Origin of the sequence: Sellimonas sp. (assembly GCF_047234585.1) — a bacterium.
GTDB lineage: Bacteria > Bacillota > Clostridia > Lachnospirales > Lachnospiraceae > Sellimonas > Sellimonas caecigallum.
Genome location: NZ_JBKSWG010000024.1, coordinates 21144 through 36446 on the forward strand (window position 1 = coordinate 21144; position 15303 = coordinate 36446).

The following is a 15303-nucleotide window of genomic DNA, read 5'->3' on the forward strand; positions in this document are numbered from 1 at the left end:
GTTTATTCTTTGGCACTCATTTCATAAGAGTGCTGATAAAGCGAGGTGCAGACATGATTATACGACCATTATACAGTACACTTCTATTACCGGAAGTTTCCTATTTTTTCAAAAAAGATTTCTTCTCTGGCTGGACCGATGAGCCCATCGAACCGAACACGGAGATTCTGTTTTTGTTTTTAAAAGATGATAAAGAAGATCAGGATTTTTCTGCTGCGGATTTCTATCCTATCGGTGTCTCTGCAAAAGTGGAGGCTGTCCGTGAAGACGAGAACATCCAAGTCCGCACACTGGAACGTGTGGATGTCTCTGACCTGGAAATCACAGACGGCACGATTGCAGCTTCCGCCTCCATCCGTCCGGAGAACATCGATATTTCTGAGACAGAGGAGCAGGAAGCGTTTTCCCGACTGCGCTCCACTCTCCTGAAGTTTGTCCAGAATTACCAGTGGGGCCTGTGGGCAAGAGGATTTCTCCTTCAGCGTAAAAATCTAAATGATACCGCATGCGCTCTCTCGGATTATCTGAACTTGACTGCAGATGAAAAATATGCCATCATAGCAGCCGATTCACGCAGAGAGCGGGATGAACTGATCATCAAAGCAGTCAACGAACTGATCGAATTTATCAAAGTGTCCGATGAAGCCCAGACTGCCCAGAAAGATGACCAGAACCAGCTTTACAGGGAAGCTGCACTGAAAAAACAGATTGATTATCTTCAGAGAGAGCTTGATGACATGCATCCGGAGAATATCTCCGATGTAAGGAAATTTGAGAAAAAGATCGCCCGTTCCGGGATGAACAAAGACGCCCGGCGGGAAGCAGAGAAAGTCCTGAACCGGATGCGCCAGGAAGGAAATGAAAGCCATGAATACGGCATGCTTTATGACTATCTGGATTTCGTCACGTCACTTTCTTGGAAGACTCCGAAAGCCGCATCCATCGATCTGAAAAAGGCTGAGGAAATCCTCGACGAAGATCACTACGGTCTTAAGAAAGTCAAAGAGCGTATCATCCAGCAGCTTGCCGTTATGGCTCTGAATAAAAAACAGTCTGGTTCCATCCTGCTCTTTGTCGGGGCTCCTGGAACCGGAAAGACAAGTATCGGCCAGAGCATCGCACGTGCCCTCGACCGCGCATACGTCCGCATCAGCCTGGGTGGTATCCGGGATGAAGCTGAAATCCGCGGACATCGCCGTACATACATCGGAGCCATGCCTGGACGGATCATGGAAGGGATGAAACGAAGCGGCGCTTCCAACCCTGTCATGGTGCTGGATGAGGTGGATAAACTGGCGAAAGATTACGGCGGAGATCCGGCAAGTGCTCTTCTGGAAGTGCTGGATCCGGAACAAAACGGTACGTTCACCGACCACTATATGAACGTGCCTTACGATCTCTCCAACGTACTGTTCGTCTGTACAGCCAACACGACGGACACGATCCCGGAACCGCTTTTGAACCGTATGGAAGTCATCTCCTTCCCTGGATACACTGCGGTGGAGAAATATCACATTGCGCGCAGGCATCTTCTTCCAAAAGCACTGTCATCCACAGGTATCAGTCCAGACATTCTTACTGTAACGGATGATGCCATCCGCAAAATCATCGAAGAATATACGATGGAATCCGGTGTCCGGAACCTGAAAAAGCAGATCGACACCCTCTGTCGGACCGCGGCGGTCAAACTCGTCAAAGACGAAGCTGCCTGCCTTGATATCACGCCGGAAAATCTTCGTGACTACCTGGGCAGAAGCCAGCTCCACCACGAACGCCGCCTGGAAGTCGGCATTCCGGGTGTTGTGACCGGCCTTGCCTGGACGATGTCCGGAGGCGAGATTCTCTTTATTGAAAGTAAGATAACCGAAGGAAAAGGACAGCTCCTGATTACCGGGCAGCTCGGAGATGTCATGAAGGAGTCTGTTCAGATTGCACTGAGCCTCGTGAAATCCCTCTTCCCGGAAGAGACAAAGATGTTGGAAAACCAGAGTCTTCACGTTCACGTTCCAGCCGGAGCCGTCCCGAAAGACGGGCCTTCTGCCGGCATTACCATTGTGACTGCTCTTGCCTCTCTGGTAACCGGAAAAGCAGTGGATCCTCAGTACGCCATGACCGGGGAAGTTTCCCTTCGCGGCAACGTCCTGCCTATCGGCGGACTCCCGGAAAAACTGATGGCCGCCCAGCGTGCCGGCATCAGCAAGGTACTGATTCCGTATGACAATATGGAAGATCTGGAAGATGTGGCAGAGGAAGTCCGTGAAAAACTGGATATCATTCCAGTCAAAACCGTGTCTGAAGTGCTGGATCTGCTCCTGTAAAAGCAGTTTCCTGTCACATAACGAAAACGCAAAAAGAGGACAGCTGCGCTTTCCTCTTTTTGTTTATCTTCTACCTGCTTTTTATTTACTGATACTTGGGATTTCTCTCTCCGCTTCTGTATCTGCCTCATAGTCGACATGGTCAAAAGAAAATCCAAACAGATGGTAGAATTCTTCCCAGTATCCGTCGATATCTGCGTACTCTTTCAGATTTTCATCTGTCAGTTTGTCCCAGTATTCCTGCACTTCTCCCTGAACATCCGGACGCATCTCCCAATCGTCAAGGCGGATTCTTCCCGGGATATCTGTCTTAGGTTCTCCTTCGATAAGTCCTCCATTCCACAGACGTGACATCTGCTGGATCGTGTCTTCGTGGAGCCCTTTCTCTTTCATGACTTTATATAAAATAGACATGTACAGAGGCACAACCGGAATGGCGGAACTTGACTGCGTCACAACCGCTTTGTTCACAGACACATATGCAGAAACCCCTTCTTTTTCCATCTCGACAGCTGTATTGTAAAGATCTTTTTTAGCCTGTCCAATGGTTCCGTCATTATAGATCGGATAAGTCATCTCCGGTCCAATGTAGGAGTATGCAACTGTCCGGAAATTCTCGGAAAGGAGTCCTTTCTCTTTCAGCGCCTTAACCCAGTCTTTCCAGTCTTCTCCTCCCATCACACGGACAGTCGCCTCGACTTCTTCCGGAGTAGCTGGCTCCACAGTCTTTTCTGTCAATATATTTTTCCCCAAATCCAGGCTCTTGCTTGTAAATGTCTCGTCCACTGTCTTTAACACAGAAGTGTACACTGTGCCGTCCGGCATCTGTCTGCGTGGAGCTGCCAGAGAATATACGAGAAGATCGATCTGTCCCAGATCCTGGCTGATCAGCTTGGCTGTCTCATCTTTGATCTCTTTGGAATACGCATCCCCGCAGATCGTCTTTGCATAAATTCCGTCTTCTTTGGCAAATTCTTCAAAAGCAGCTGTGTTGTACCATCCTGCCGTCGCCGTCCGGTTTCCGGATGCCGGACGCTCAAAGCAGACACCGATCGTCGGGGCGTCGTCTCCCCAGGCAGCACAGATACGGGAAGAAAGGCCATATCCCGTAGAGCATCCGATGACAAGCGTCCTTTTCTTTGTCTTCGTCTGCGGCTGGCTTTTTACATACTGAATCTGCTCATATACATTTTGTCTGCATCCGTCCGGATGTGCTGTTGTACAAATAAAGTTTTTTACTCTTGGCTTTATAATCATTTTTTCCTCCCTGTGATCGTCATGTTCTCTTGTCCGATTCAGGACCTGCTGGAGAATCTTTCTCCATCTGATAAATTCCACTACACGCATTTTACCACAAACATGCCGCCGCGTCCATAAAATCTGAGGATTCAGGATGGAATATAGCCCAAGCCATTTTGCAGCACTTCCAGAGAACTGCCCTGGATAATTGTCCTTCATTCATCTCGATTTTCTTTACCAACGAACATTTTTCCGAGCGCTGTGGTATAATGGTTTAAGTAAATGAGCGAAAGGTGTGAGAACTTGCAGGATATAAAAAAATTAGCGATTGAATTCAAACAGTGCCGTAAGATACTGTTGGCTTTGGGCGATGAGAACCGTCAGCATCTCATATTGGAAATGATGCAAATGGGAGAATGCGGAGGCGTTCGAGTAGGTGCAATTACTGAAAAGACAAATCTGTCACGTCCCGCGGTGTCCCACCATCTTCAAATCCTGAAAGATGCCGGTCTTATCAAGATGCGTCGTGAAGGGACAAAAAACTATTATTATTTCGATGCAGACACGGAAGCAATGAATCAGCTTCTGCAAATGCTTACCCACGCAAAACATATTATGGAAAATCTGCCAGACAGAAGCGAAGAAAATGATAAGTGGAGGAAATATTAATGGAAATAATGGACGCAATGAAAAACAGGCATAGTGTTCGCCAGTATACAGACAGACCGATCGAAACAAAGATCCTGACAGAGCTGCAGGCGGAAATAGATGCATGTAACCGAGAAGGAAATCTGCACATCCAGCTTGTGAAAAATGAGCCTAAGGCATTTGACGGTTTTATGGCTCATTACGGAAAATTCAGCGGTGTCACAAATTATATCGCATTGATCGGTCCAAAAAGCAGCAGGCTTGACGAACTCTGCGGTTATTACGGCGAAAGACTGGTGTTAAAAGCGCAGCAGCTTGGATTGAACACCTGTTGGGTTGCAATGACTTACAAGAAAGTCTCCGGTGCGTACGAAGTCAGAAAGGGAGAAAAACTGACCGTCGTCATTTCGCTTGGATACGGAAAAAGCCAGGGATCCGCACGCAAATCAAAGTCCGCGGAAGCTGTAAGCAATATCCGTTCTGATTCTCCTAGATGGTTTAAAGCAGGGGTCGAAGCAGCGCTCCTCGCCCCTACAGCTATCAATCAACAGAAATTTACACTTACCTGCCATGGCAGTACGGTATCTGCAAAAGCGGGAAATGGCTTTTACACCAAAATAGATTTGGGTATTGTAAAATATCATTTTGAAATCGGTGCCGGAAAAGAGAATTTCGACTGGAAGTAATGAAAAAACAGATTCCGCTTACATCACAAGTCCGGGCTGGCTTTGCCACCCCGGACTTGTAGTTTTTACAGGCTCTCTTTAAATATTTCAATGATCTCGCTGCGGCTAAGTGCCTTATATCCGCCTGTCATAGGAAGTGTGACATCCGCATAGTTTTCCAGCATATCTTCACTGGCGCCAAGTTCTGTGATGTTCATCACTGCACCCAATGCTCTCATCCAGTCTTCCATCGCTGCAAGACCTATATAGTTCTTTTCCCATCTTCTCCTCAAAATATTGTTTCAATTCCATGTTTCGGTCCCATTTTTCCTGCGGGTAATAACCATATCTGCTCTTTACATCGTTCATCCGCTCTTCCAGCGTCACGATGCCGTCCGCCACAGCGATGGAATCACACAGCTGAATCAGATAATCATAATCGTCGTACTCCATCGTTTCCAGCATCCTTCTAAGTGTCTCCTGCTTTTCTTCTGATATGTCAAACTTTCCAATGTAATCTTCTATTTTTTTCAGATTGAAAGAATGAGAAAGAGCCGTCCTCGCAGCTTTCTCGTAACCAAGATCCATCAGGTAACGGTACCCATCATAGACATGTGACAGGTGGCCGACGCCAAACCGCCGCCCAATATCGTGCAGCAATCCACATACATAAGCCTTTTCCTCATCTATACCATCACATTGTGCCGCGATTTTCCCGGCCGCTTCGGCTGCGTATTCGCTGTGCCGGATCCACGATCCCGGATTCCTCCTTCCTGCCTCTTCGAGCAGTGCTCGGGCCTCACGAACAGATGGAATACCATCTTTTCGTTCTTTGCAAGTATCTCCCTCTTGTCCCCTGTCATTCATCTTGCTTGTCCTCTTTTCATTTTCCTGTATATACGAAACTGATTCACACTTCTGATCTTCCAATCAGAAGAAGTCAACTCTTTATACTCCATCCATTTCACTTGACATTTTTATAAATCCGCAGCACCCAATTTCAGACATATTCTGAAAACCTAATGATTTGTAAAATCTTATGGTTTTCTGGGTATTATCAGTTGCCAACTCTATTTGGCGGACATGACGGAACCGTTCCAAAACCTGTTGTACCAACACGGTTCCAATTCCCTTTCTCTGATATTCCGGAAAAACCAAAAGATCTTGTATAAAAATAATCGTATACCCATCGCCAACTACACGAACAATTCCTAAAAGCTTGTCATCTTCATATGCAGCCAGAATCAGGAGAGAGTTTTCGAATCCTTTTTTTAAAACACCCGGATGGTCTGTGTATGCAGTCCAGCCTACACTGGAATACAATGTTAAAATTTCCTCTTCATTGTAAGACGAATATTCTCTAACTTCCATCATAATTTTCCTCCATATTTTCTCTTTATATATCCAAGGCAGTCAAGTTTTCTTTTGCACACTGTATAAATGCTTTCAATGCCGGATTCCCTTGCAACGATTTGTAGTATATACCAAAAGATACCTGATCTACATCTTTTAATGGAATTCTGGAAATCAGGGGCGTATCCGGCACCAGGAAATCCGGCAGGACAGAGATCCCATATCCTGCTTTGACAAGAACGGTAATCGCTTCTGCCGATTCGCAAAAATAAAATTCGGAAGGCGGACGCTCTCCCATGAGCTGCCCCTGTGTCTGGGCAATGGAAAGCATTCCTTTCGGCGGTACAAACAGCACGAGGCGTTCTTCTTTTATATCACACAGACTTAATTCTTTTTTTCCGGCCAGAGAATGGCTTCCAGAACAGATACACACCATAGGAACCTTTGCAACTTCCTTGTAGAGCGCATTGATCTTCACATTTGCGGACTCTTTGAATCCCACGACCGCGTCCAGATCTCCCTCCTCCAGCATCCGGTAAATATGCTGAAATGGAATTTCCTGAAGCCGCGGATGCAGCTCAGGGCGGATTGTACGCAGCGTTTCCAGTGTATCAGCCAGCAAAAACATACAAGGGAAATTGTAGCACCCGATTGAAAGGGTTTCGATGTTTCCTCCTGCCACACCACCAAATCGCTTTTTTGTCCGGTCCGAAATCGCCACGATCTGTTTGGCGTCCCACAAAAATACTTTGCCTTCATCTGTCAGTTTGACAGACCGTGTCGTGCGCTGAAACAGTTTTACATTCAATTCCTTTTCCAGTGACTGAATCTGCTGACTGACCGCCGGATGTGTCACATGCAGCTGCTTGGCTGCCTGTGCAAAATTGAGATATTCCGAGACAGCCAGGAAACAGGAAAGCTGAAACGTATTCATTGTATCACCTCTTTTGATTAGTAAGGTTTTCTTTCCAATATTAACACTTTCTAAATTCACTTTCAATAAGAAAGCCGTATAATATTATTTAGGCGGACGCCCGGGACCGAACGGTCCGCCTCTAAAAATCAATGGAAACGAAATTGGAGGAAAGCATATGATTAAAACACTGTTGGCGCAGGTAACGCAATACAAATCTGCTTCCATCCTTGCGCCGGTTTTTACAGCGGGAGAGGTATTGATGGAAGTGCTGATCCCCTTTGTTACCGCCTCAATCATTGACAAGGGAATTGAAGCGGGAAATATTCATCAAGTTTATTTTTATGGCGGCATTATGCTTGCCATGGCATTTTTGAGCCTGATGTTCAGCGTCCTGGCAGGACGATATGCCGCAAAGGCCTCCTCCGGCCTGGCCTGCAACTTGCGGGATGGTATTTACGAAAAAGTACAGACCTTTGCCTTTTCCAATATCGACAAGTACAGTACCGCCGGTCTGGTTACCCGTATGACTACCGATGTGACCAATGTACAGAACGCCTATCAGATGATTTTGCGGATCGCTGTCAGAGCTCCGTTGATGCTGGTCTGCAGCATGGTCATGTGTTTTTTTATCAGCGTAAAGCTAAGTACGATTTTTTTGGCGGCCATTGTGATTTTGGCCGCAGCTCTGATTTTCATCATGCTCCGCACCACAAAGGTATTCAACGAAGTATTCCGTAAATACGACGATCTGAACGCCAGCGTACAAGAAAATGTCTCTGCTATACGGGTCGTAAAAGCATTTGTGCGGGAAGATTACGAAAACAGCAAGTTCCAAAAAGCAGCGGAAAAACTCTACCGTCTTTTCGTCAAGGCAGAAAGTACCCTGGCCCTGAACAACCCGGTAATGATGCTGGTAGTCTATGGCTGCATCTTGGCTGTGTCCTGGTTTGGCGCACACTTCATCGTAGCAGGCGACTTGTCCACCGGCAATCTTACCAGCCTGTTCAGCTATGTAATGAGCGTATTGATGTCCCTGATGATGCTCTCTATGATTTTTGTGATGATTACTATGAGCGCTGCCAGCGGACGCCGGATCACTGAAGTTCTGAATGAGGCTCCCGATATGACCGATCCTGCACAGCCAAAAAGATCGGTATTATTGGCGGCACTGGATGCAGCAAGTCCAGTCTGGTCAGCCTGATCAGCCGTCTGTATGATGTGGACAGCGGAAGCGTCTGCGTAGGAGGCGAGGATGTCCGCTCTTACGATATGGAAGTGCTGAGAAACCAGGTAGCTGTGGTACTTCAGAAGAATGTGCTGTTCTCCGGTACCATTTTAGATAATCTTCGCTGGGGCAAGGAGGACGCTACCGCGGAAGAGTGTGCTGAGGCTTGTCATCTGGCTTGTGCCGATGAATTTATTGAGCGTTTTCCTGACGGATACAACACCTGGATCGATCAGGGTGGCAGCAATGTCTCCGGCGGTCAGAAGCAGAGGCTTTGTATCGCCCGTGCTCTTTTGAAAAAACCTAAGGTTCTGATTTTGGACGATTCCACCAGTGCCGTGGATACGTCCACCGATGCGAAGATCCGCGAAGCCTTTACAAAAAAGATTCCAGGCACCACAAAGCTGATCGTGGCACAGAGGATCTCCAGTGTGCAGGATGCAGACCGTATTCTTGTCCTGGAAAACGGAACCGTCAGCGGATTTGACACCCATGCAAATCTTTTGAAAACCAATCCGATTTACCGTGAAATTTACGAAGCGCAGACCCAGGGCGGCGGAGATTTTGATCAGCCCGTCCTGAATGGAAAGGGTGGTGTTTAGATATGACAAGACAAAAAAACAGCAAAATGAGTGTCCGTCAGCAGCTTAGCGCTATGGGACGAGTGCTTGCCTACATGCTGAAAGACTACAAGTTTTCTTTCTTCATGGTGGTGGTGTGTATCCTCGGATCCGCACTTGCAACACTTCGGGGCACTCTGTTTATGCAGAGCTTGATTGATGACTACATCGTGCCTCTGACTCAGGCACAGACGCCGGATTACTCTAAATTGGCGGCAGCTCTTGTGTCTATGGCAATTACCTATGGAGTTGGCATTCTCTGCGCCTATGGCTATAACCGGATCATGGTCAATGTCAGCCAAGGCACGATGCGAAACCTGCGCGTCGAATTATTCCAGCACATGGAGTCCCTGCCCATCCGCTACTTTGACACCCACGCTCATGGGGATATTATGTCCGTCTATACCAACGATGTGGATACCCTTCGCCAGCTGATGAGTCAGAGCATCCCACAGGTTATCAACTCCATCATAACCATCCTGACCTCTTTTGTCAGTATGTTCATCCTGGACATTCCCCTGACCATCATTACTTTGGCCGTCATTGGTGTCATGGCTTTTGCCACCTCCAAGATCGCCGCAAAATCCTCCCTTTATTTTGCCCGTCAGCAAAAAGATCTGGGAGCAGTCAACGCTTACATTGAGGAGATGATGGAGGGGCAGAAAGTAGTAAAGGTGTTTTGCCATGAGTCCAAAAGCCTGGAACAGTTCCGTAAACTCAACGATGAACTGCGGGAAAGCGCGGATAAGGCCAATACTTTTTCCAACATCAGTATGCCGGTAAATGTGAATCTTGGCAATGTCAGCTATGTGCTTTGTGCTGTTGTCGGCGCTGTTTTTGCTCTGAACGGCTATCTTGGCTTAACCCTTGGAACCCTGGTCTCCTTCCTGACGCTGAACAAAAATTCTACCCAGCCGGTAAGCCAGATCAGCCAGCAGCTTAACAGCATTGTCATGGCCATGGCCGGTGCTCAGCGAATCTTTGACTTGATGGATGAACAGCCGGAAACGGACAAGGGCTATGTGGAACTGGTCAATGTGAAAGAACATGCTGACGGCAGTCTGACAGAGACCAAAGACCGCACCAACGTATGGGCCTGGAAACATCCCCATAAGGCAGACGGCACGATTACCTACAAGAAACTGGAGGGCGACATTACTTTCCACGATGTGGACTTCGGCTATGAGGAAGGAAAGATTGTCCTGCACAATATTAAACTATACGCAACTCCTGGGCAGAAGATTGCTTTCGTGGGCTCTACCGGCGCTGGAAAAACCACGATTACCAACCTGATCAACCGTTTCTATGACATCACTGACGGTAAAATCCGTTATGACGGCATCAACATCAATAAAATCAAAAAATCCGACTTGCGCCGCTCTTTGGGAATGGTACTTCAGGACACCCATCTGTTTACCGGCACTGTCATGGATAACATCCGCTATGGACGTCTGGATTCCACCGATGAAGACTGTATCGCAGCGGCAAAACTGGCCAACGCGGACGACTTTATCCGCCGCCTGCCCGATGGATACCAGACAGTCCTTACCGGCGACGGCGCTAACTTGAGCCAGGGACAGCGGCAGCTTTTGGCCATCGCCCGCGCTGCTGTAGCCGACCCGCCGGTATTGATTCTCGATGAGGCGACAAGTTCCATCGACACCCGCACAGAAACGCTGGTACAACAGGGCATGGACGGCCTGATGCATGGGCGTACTACCTTTGTCATCGCGCACCGGCTTTCTACCGTCAAAAATGCCGACTGCATCATGGTGCTGGAGCAGGGACGCATTGTTGAACGCGGAACCCATGACCAGCTGATCGCAGAAAAAGGGCGATACTACCAGCTTTATACCGGAAATGCCATCGGAGCGTAAGCTATGACTAAACTAGCCAGCCTGTGCAGGTAAATCCTGCGCAAGCTGGCTAGTTATATATTAAATCCATTGATTTGTTACTTGGAAAGCAGTACTACCGTCTCAATCCTGCTTCTTCCTGAATCTGTACTTTCCTTTGCCGTGTCCGGATACTGGTTCGATGATTCCGTGCTCTGACATCTCTTTCAAAAGCTCCGATGCTCTGGACGGTTTGATGTCAATTACCCTGATCACATCCGAGCGTCCAAAAATCGCCTGATCGGGAAACGCCTCTCGAAGCTCCACGATATGTCTTACTGTTTTTCGTCGAAATAATTTCTCAATGTCCGCTTTTAATTCTTCAATGTCCGGTTTTACAGTGTCAATGTCCGGTTTTTCTACTTCTTTGAATGTACCGCTGATATGCAATGCCCGGTTATGGAGCGGATGGTTCTCATTCAGAAGAAGGTTTCTTAAGAACATCTCCAGATACTCTGTCGTCTCATGTATACCGTTTTTCAGATCATTATAGTTTGCCCGGACGAGAGAATTGCGGAAGTACCACGCATTCTCAGCAAAAATGTCATTCGTCACATCAAAACCAAGGATACGCAGATATTTAATAAAGAACACTGCCGTTGTTCTGGTGTTTCCCTCTCCGAAGACATGGATCTGCCACAGTCTCGAAATGAATACCGCAAGGTGATGGATGATCTCATCCATTGAAAGATTGCGGTAAGAGAACTTTTTCTCTTCTGAGAAATCGTAATCCAACGTTGCTCTAAGCTCCGTAGCGCTGCCATAGATTACCGTCGCCCCATCAAGCACCCATTCTTTCTTCGTGATGTTGTAATTCCGGATACATCCTGCATGAGAGTAGATGCCGGTAAACAGCTTTCTGTGAATGGAAAGATATTCATTTGGAGTAAAGCTGAACGCTTTCTCGGAAAGGAGCGCTGCAATTCTAACTGAGACCTTGTCCGCCTCCTCGGTACGATCTTCTGCATCGTGGGCAGGATTCTCCTCATAATAGGCCTGCAGAAGAGCATTTGCCTCCTCAAAAGATATCTTGCCCTCAATATTGCGGACAGCCGTATGCACCAAGTATTCGGATGTCTTCAGTCCGTCAACTGCCTGCAGTCCAATTGCCGTATGCCATGCATATCCCTTGTCACGTTTATTTGGTTCAGACTCTCTAATATATTCTTTAAAAGGATCATTGTTCAATTTACGTCACCTGCCTTTTTGGTCTCTGTAAGAAAGCCGCCGCTGCCTTATGCTTAATCTACCAATCCGAGGTATTTGATACAATCACACTTTTTACTTTGGATTTGAACACCTTTTGAACATTCCCTGTGGCTGGCAGAATTGCTGCGACTTTGCATTTTTGCGCTGGCTTGTATTCTTTCAGTTCCGCTAACTGGAAACTATAACAGCTACCATTAACAATATAGAAAAGAACTTCATACTTTCCCACCGCAAATTGCAATTCATCTATCATATTTTTCAATATTCACTGTGACTTTCGAAAACTGATTTGAAGCATTACGGTAAAGCCTTTCTCAAATCTGCAACATATAATTCCTGCTGCTTTTTCAAATACATTTTGACAAACGGCTTCATAAAAATTTTCTTTGCCGTTACCTCCTCGGTAAAATCAATCTCTGTATAGTTGTCTTTCTCAGTGAAAACACCTGTCCAATGTCCCTTCATATTACTGTTTTCCATATCGAACTCCCAGCGTTTACATGGTTCTGTACAGGTAATGGTAAATGTTGTTGGATATCCATCTTTTGTATATTCAATAAACTGATTCTTACCCGAGATTTCGATTTTGCTCAGATCGCTACGCCATGAATAGTTGTGGATAGAAGTCACAACGTCCCAGACTTTTTGGATATCACACTGAAAATTGGCCTTTATATTTGAAACTGCCATATTTTGAATCCTCCATAAATATAGTGCAACTCACTACTATAATTCACACATCATAATATATTCCTGCCATTTCAGCAACTCCAGTATTTTGACCATACGCTGTGAGCCGATTCCCTGCCCCCGGTATTCCTTATACAAAGAAATAGCAAAGGATGGCATGCCGTTCCGAATCTGACGAGTAAATGCCCAGAAATCCCAGAAATACTGCACTTTTTCAGCGGTCAGTTCTTAACCCGTGACATCAGTACAACCGTCTCCACATGGCACGAGAGGACAGAAAGTACGTCATTTACCGGGCGGTTTGTCCGACTTGATCCACCGCTGTTTTTGCCCTCTTGATCGTAGGTGGGAACATATCTAAATACAATTCTCCTACCTACTTTATCGTTTGACCTGAGTTCGTGTACGAACCCTATGCCGATCTTTAATCCGTACATTTTGTCTCAATTTATTATATAATTCTATATCATCTCTACTTCCATATGAAAAAGTGATTGCTAAAGCATAATCTTGTGGTGCTTCTTGTTCTGCATATTTAAATCGCTCTTTCCCTGTAACTAAAATATATATATAGGGTTCATTTTCATCCCATAATAAGTCACTTCCTCCACGAGGACCTTTCCTCCATATACGCTGTTGCAATGTGCTTTTTGATAAATCTCGATACCCAGGTAAAAAAGCTGCTTTATTTTCATCCGGAAGATTTTCTAAATCTTCCTCCGAGTCTTCCCCAGATTCCTTTTTTGCTTTGTATAAAATCAAATCTCTTTCATCTATTTTTCTGAACACTTCAAACCACAAATTATTAGTAAGATAATCTTTTCTACTTAGACGAGTAATTGGATTATAAGCCAAACTGATTGCAATGCTTTTTTCTGCTTTAACTTTCAAAAATTCTTTTGGAACAGGAATTTTGTACAAATGAAAAGATCTCAGCTCCAATGAATCCTCTGCAAACAATGTCACATGGTTATCATCTGAATAAAGAAGACTATCATTTGCTTTTCCAAATCCAATTAATCTTAATCGCCGTTCCTGCTTAGGATTATTTTTACCTTTATGAAATACATCGGTTGATGCCTCAGCCCATGATAACATTTCATCAGTACATCTTGCAGAATTAACAAGGATTGCTCGAATCAAATTGGCAGATGGTTTTTCTTTTATTTGTTCCTGTAGAGCTCTTTCGATTCTAGCAGCAATATGAGTAACATGTGGTGCTGAGAAACTGGTCCCACACCACCCCTTAAATATCTTATCATTACCGTTATGTAATGTAGGTTCTAGCAATTTTTGATCTGTTTTTAACCACCTTGTTTGGCCTCTCATAAATTGAGTAACTGCAAAATTCCCACCATAATCTACCAGTTCGGGTTTTATAGCCTTATTGACACCTTTACCAATTCGAGTAAATACAGACATGTAATCTTTTTTTCCAACAGAAATACGTCCACTTCTATTAGGAATTGCCTCAGGTTCATCAAAACGAGTTATTGCTCCCACTGTAACACTAAGAGCCGATGTTGCCGGATCTATTAAACGATGCTCCGGATAGAATAATTGATCTCTGCACTTTTCTAGCAATTCATCGCGTGAAGAAAATTCCACAATATTGGGATCTTCAACATTTCCTGCACTTACAATTATTACTATATCTAAATCGCGTGATAATTGATCCAACATTTCTGCCCACGCAAATTGTCGGCCGCCACAATATAAATGATCACTATCTCCCGCAGATAGATTAAAAACTCTACACCCATATTCTTTATAAAAATATTCAATAGCCTCCTTAATCGTTTGTTCCGGTCTCTTATCTATCGAAAAGACAGGGTTTCCATTGTCATTATGCATGATTTTCCCATTGCACAAACGTACTAATGGTTTAAATACTTTAGACTTCATTCCTACAGTGAAATCTCCATATGCCACTATCCCTGCAACACCAGTCCCATGTCCATTTAAATCTGCTGTGGTATTTTCAGTATGATCAAAATCCTCTTCAGCTACTACAATATCACTCAGCAAAGGATTTCCCGTAAATATTCCAGAATCTAATATTGTTGCTAAAGGTGCGCTAGAATCCAGCTCATTTTGAATTATTGGTTCATAATCCCATTTATATAGTTCATATGGCTCAGTTACAACGTTACTATATGGTAACTCTACAGATGCAATAATATCTAAGTCTAATAATGCATTTAATGTAAATTCATTAACAGATGCTCTCCCCAGCAGTAAACTGGGAATTTCAAATAAATCCCCCAATAGTTTGCTCCCTTGTGTCCCTAAAGCTTGTCGCAATTGTGCTTCTGTTTCCATAATCGTTGAGCGATCCCCATTGAACCAAACATCAATGTTAACAACAAACAAACCTTCTGGAAACAAAGATGGATTATCCATGTATTTTCTTAAGCGAGTTCCGATACGGTCTTGACGAGAAACGCTTCTAATTGTTTCTATACAATTAAATAACTAAGACTTCCCATACTTAAAATGGGCTTTGCACCTTGAAAATTCAATAT

12 protein-coding genes and 1 pseudogene are annotated in these 15303 nt (G+C 45.2%); 5 read left to right on the forward strand and 8 right to left on the reverse strand.

The window, feature by feature from the left end; all coding sequences use genetic code 11:
- Positions 1–53: 53 nt before the first annotated feature.
- Positions 54–2318, forward strand: coding sequence for an endopeptidase La (gene lon / locus ACLROL_RS09885; protein WP_087209040.1), 2265 nt, complete (start codon positions 54–56; stop codon positions 2316–2318).
- An 81-nt stretch (positions 2319–2399) separates the two neighbouring features.
- On the opposite strand, the gene fabV is transcribed toward lon, so the two are convergent.
- Positions 2400–3575 (reverse strand): enoyl-ACP reductase FabV, encoded by a 1176-nt coding sequence (fabV, locus tag ACLROL_RS09890; RefSeq protein ID WP_087200899.1) that lies wholly within the window; start codon positions 3573–3575, stop codon positions 2400–2402.
- Positions 3576–3860: 285 nt separating this feature from the next.
- Between fabV and ACLROL_RS09895 the strand changes: the two genes are divergently transcribed.
- The gene (locus ACLROL_RS09895; protein ID WP_246599114.1) at positions 3861–4226 is read left to right on the forward strand and encodes an ArsR/SmtB family transcription factor; all 366 of its coding nucleotides are present in this window, start codon (positions 3861–3863) and stop codon (positions 4224–4226) included.
- Positions 4226–4891 carry a nitroreductase family protein gene (locus tag ACLROL_RS09900; protein WP_221919533.1) on the forward strand — a complete coding sequence of 222 codons (666 nt, stop codon included), beginning with the start codon at positions 4226–4228 and terminating at the stop codon, positions 4889–4891. Before ACLROL_RS09895 ends, ACLROL_RS09900 begins: the two co-directional genes overlap by 1 nt.
- 65 nt (positions 4892–4956) lie before the next feature.
- Here ACLROL_RS09900 and ACLROL_RS09905 read toward each other — a convergent pair whose 3' ends face one another.
- The 4 genes from ACLROL_RS09905 to ACLROL_RS09920 form a co-directional block, all read right to left on the reverse strand.
- Positions 4957–5109, reverse strand: coding sequence for a hypothetical protein (locus tag ACLROL_RS09905; protein ID WP_221919534.1), 153 nt, complete (start codon positions 5107–5109; stop codon positions 4957–4959).
- On the reverse strand, positions 5060–5737 hold the full coding sequence (locus tag ACLROL_RS09910) for an HD domain-containing protein (protein WP_087200689.1): 678 nt from the start codon (positions 5735–5737) through the stop codon (positions 5060–5062). The genes ACLROL_RS09905 and ACLROL_RS09910 overlap by 50 nt, the downstream gene beginning before the upstream one ends.
- A gap of 81 nt (positions 5738–5818) precedes the next feature.
- The gene (locus ACLROL_RS09915; RefSeq protein ID WP_246599115.1) at positions 5819–6244 is read right to left on the reverse strand and encodes a GNAT family N-acetyltransferase; all 426 of its coding nucleotides are present in this window, start codon (positions 6242–6244) and stop codon (positions 5819–5821) included.
- Positions 6245–6266: 22 nt separating this feature from the next.
- Complete coding sequence (locus ACLROL_RS09920; RefSeq protein WP_413067754.1) at positions 6267–7157, reverse strand: LysR family transcriptional regulator; 891 nt, start codon at positions 7155–7157, stop codon at positions 6267–6269.
- 157 nt (positions 7158–7314) lie between these two features.
- On the opposite strand from ACLROL_RS09920, the pseudogene ACLROL_RS09925 reads away from it, so the two are divergent.
- Both ACLROL_RS09925 and ACLROL_RS09930 read left to right on the forward strand, forming a co-directional pair.
- A pseudogene (locus tag ACLROL_RS09925) lies at positions 7315–8966 on the forward strand (ABC transporter ATP-binding protein).
- A gap of 2 nt (positions 8967–8968) precedes the next feature.
- Complete coding sequence (locus ACLROL_RS09930; RefSeq protein ID WP_413067755.1) at positions 8969–10861, forward strand: ABC transporter ATP-binding protein; 1893 nt, start codon at positions 8969–8971, stop codon at positions 10859–10861.
- 102 nt (positions 10862–10963) lie between these two features.
- Here the strand turns inward: ACLROL_RS09930 and ACLROL_RS09935 are convergent, their stop codons facing one another.
- The 3 genes from ACLROL_RS09935 to ACLROL_RS09945 all read right to left on the reverse strand — a co-directional run bounded on the left by ACLROL_RS09935 (position 10964) and on the right by ACLROL_RS09945 (position 15181).
- Positions 10964–12067, reverse strand: coding sequence for a Fic family protein (locus ACLROL_RS09935; protein WP_221919537.1), 1104 nt, complete (start codon positions 12065–12067; stop codon positions 10964–10966).
- 318 nt (positions 12068–12385) lie between these two features.
- The gene (locus ACLROL_RS09940) at positions 12386–12778 is read right to left on the reverse strand and encodes an SRPBCC family protein (RefSeq protein ID WP_087200681.1); all 393 of its coding nucleotides are present in this window, start codon (positions 12776–12778) and stop codon (positions 12386–12388) included.
- Between the two features lie 381 nt (positions 12779–13159).
- Positions 13160–15181, reverse strand: coding sequence for a S8 family peptidase (locus tag ACLROL_RS09945; protein ID WP_413067756.1), 2022 nt, complete (start codon positions 15179–15181; stop codon positions 13160–13162).
- Positions 15182–15303: the final 122 nt, after the last annotated feature.

Excerpts from the sequence above, each read along its gene's own strand:
- lon (WP_087209040.1), top strand. The coding sequence starts at position 54 with ATGATTATACGACCATTATACAGTACACTTCTATTACCGGAAGTTTCC.
- fabV (WP_087200899.1), bottom strand. The coding sequence starts at position 3,575 with ATGATTATAAAGCCAAGAGTAAAAAACTTTATTTGTACAACAGCACAT.
- ACLROL_RS09900 (WP_221919533.1), top strand. The coding sequence starts at position 4,226 with ATGGAAATAATGGACGCAATGAAAAACAGGCATAGTGTTCGCCAGTAT.
- ACLROL_RS09905 (WP_221919534.1), bottom strand. The coding sequence starts at position 5,109 with ATGAGAGCATTGGGTGCAGTGATGAACATCACAGAACTTGGCGCCAGT.
- ACLROL_RS09910 (WP_087200689.1), bottom strand. The coding sequence starts at position 5,737 with ATGAATGACAGGGGACAAGAGGGAGATACTTGCAAAGAACGAAAAGAT.
- ACLROL_RS09915 (WP_246599115.1), bottom strand. The coding sequence starts at position 6,244 with ATGATGGAAGTTAGAGAATATTCGTCTTACAATGAAGAGGAAATTTTA.
- ACLROL_RS09920 (WP_413067754.1), bottom strand. The coding sequence starts at position 7,157 with ATGAATACGTTTCAGCTTTCCTGTTTCCTGGCTGTCTCGGAATATCTC.
- ACLROL_RS09930 (WP_413067755.1), top strand. The coding sequence starts at position 8,969 with ATGACAAGACAAAAAAACAGCAAAATGAGTGTCCGTCAGCAGCTTAGC.
- ACLROL_RS09940 (WP_087200681.1), bottom strand. The coding sequence starts at position 12,778 with ATGGCAGTTTCAAATATAAAGGCCAATTTTCAGTGTGATATCCAAAAA.
- ACLROL_RS09945 (WP_413067756.1), bottom strand. The coding sequence starts at position 15,181 with ATGGATAATCCATCTTTGTTTCCAGAAGGTTTGTTTGTTGTTAACATT.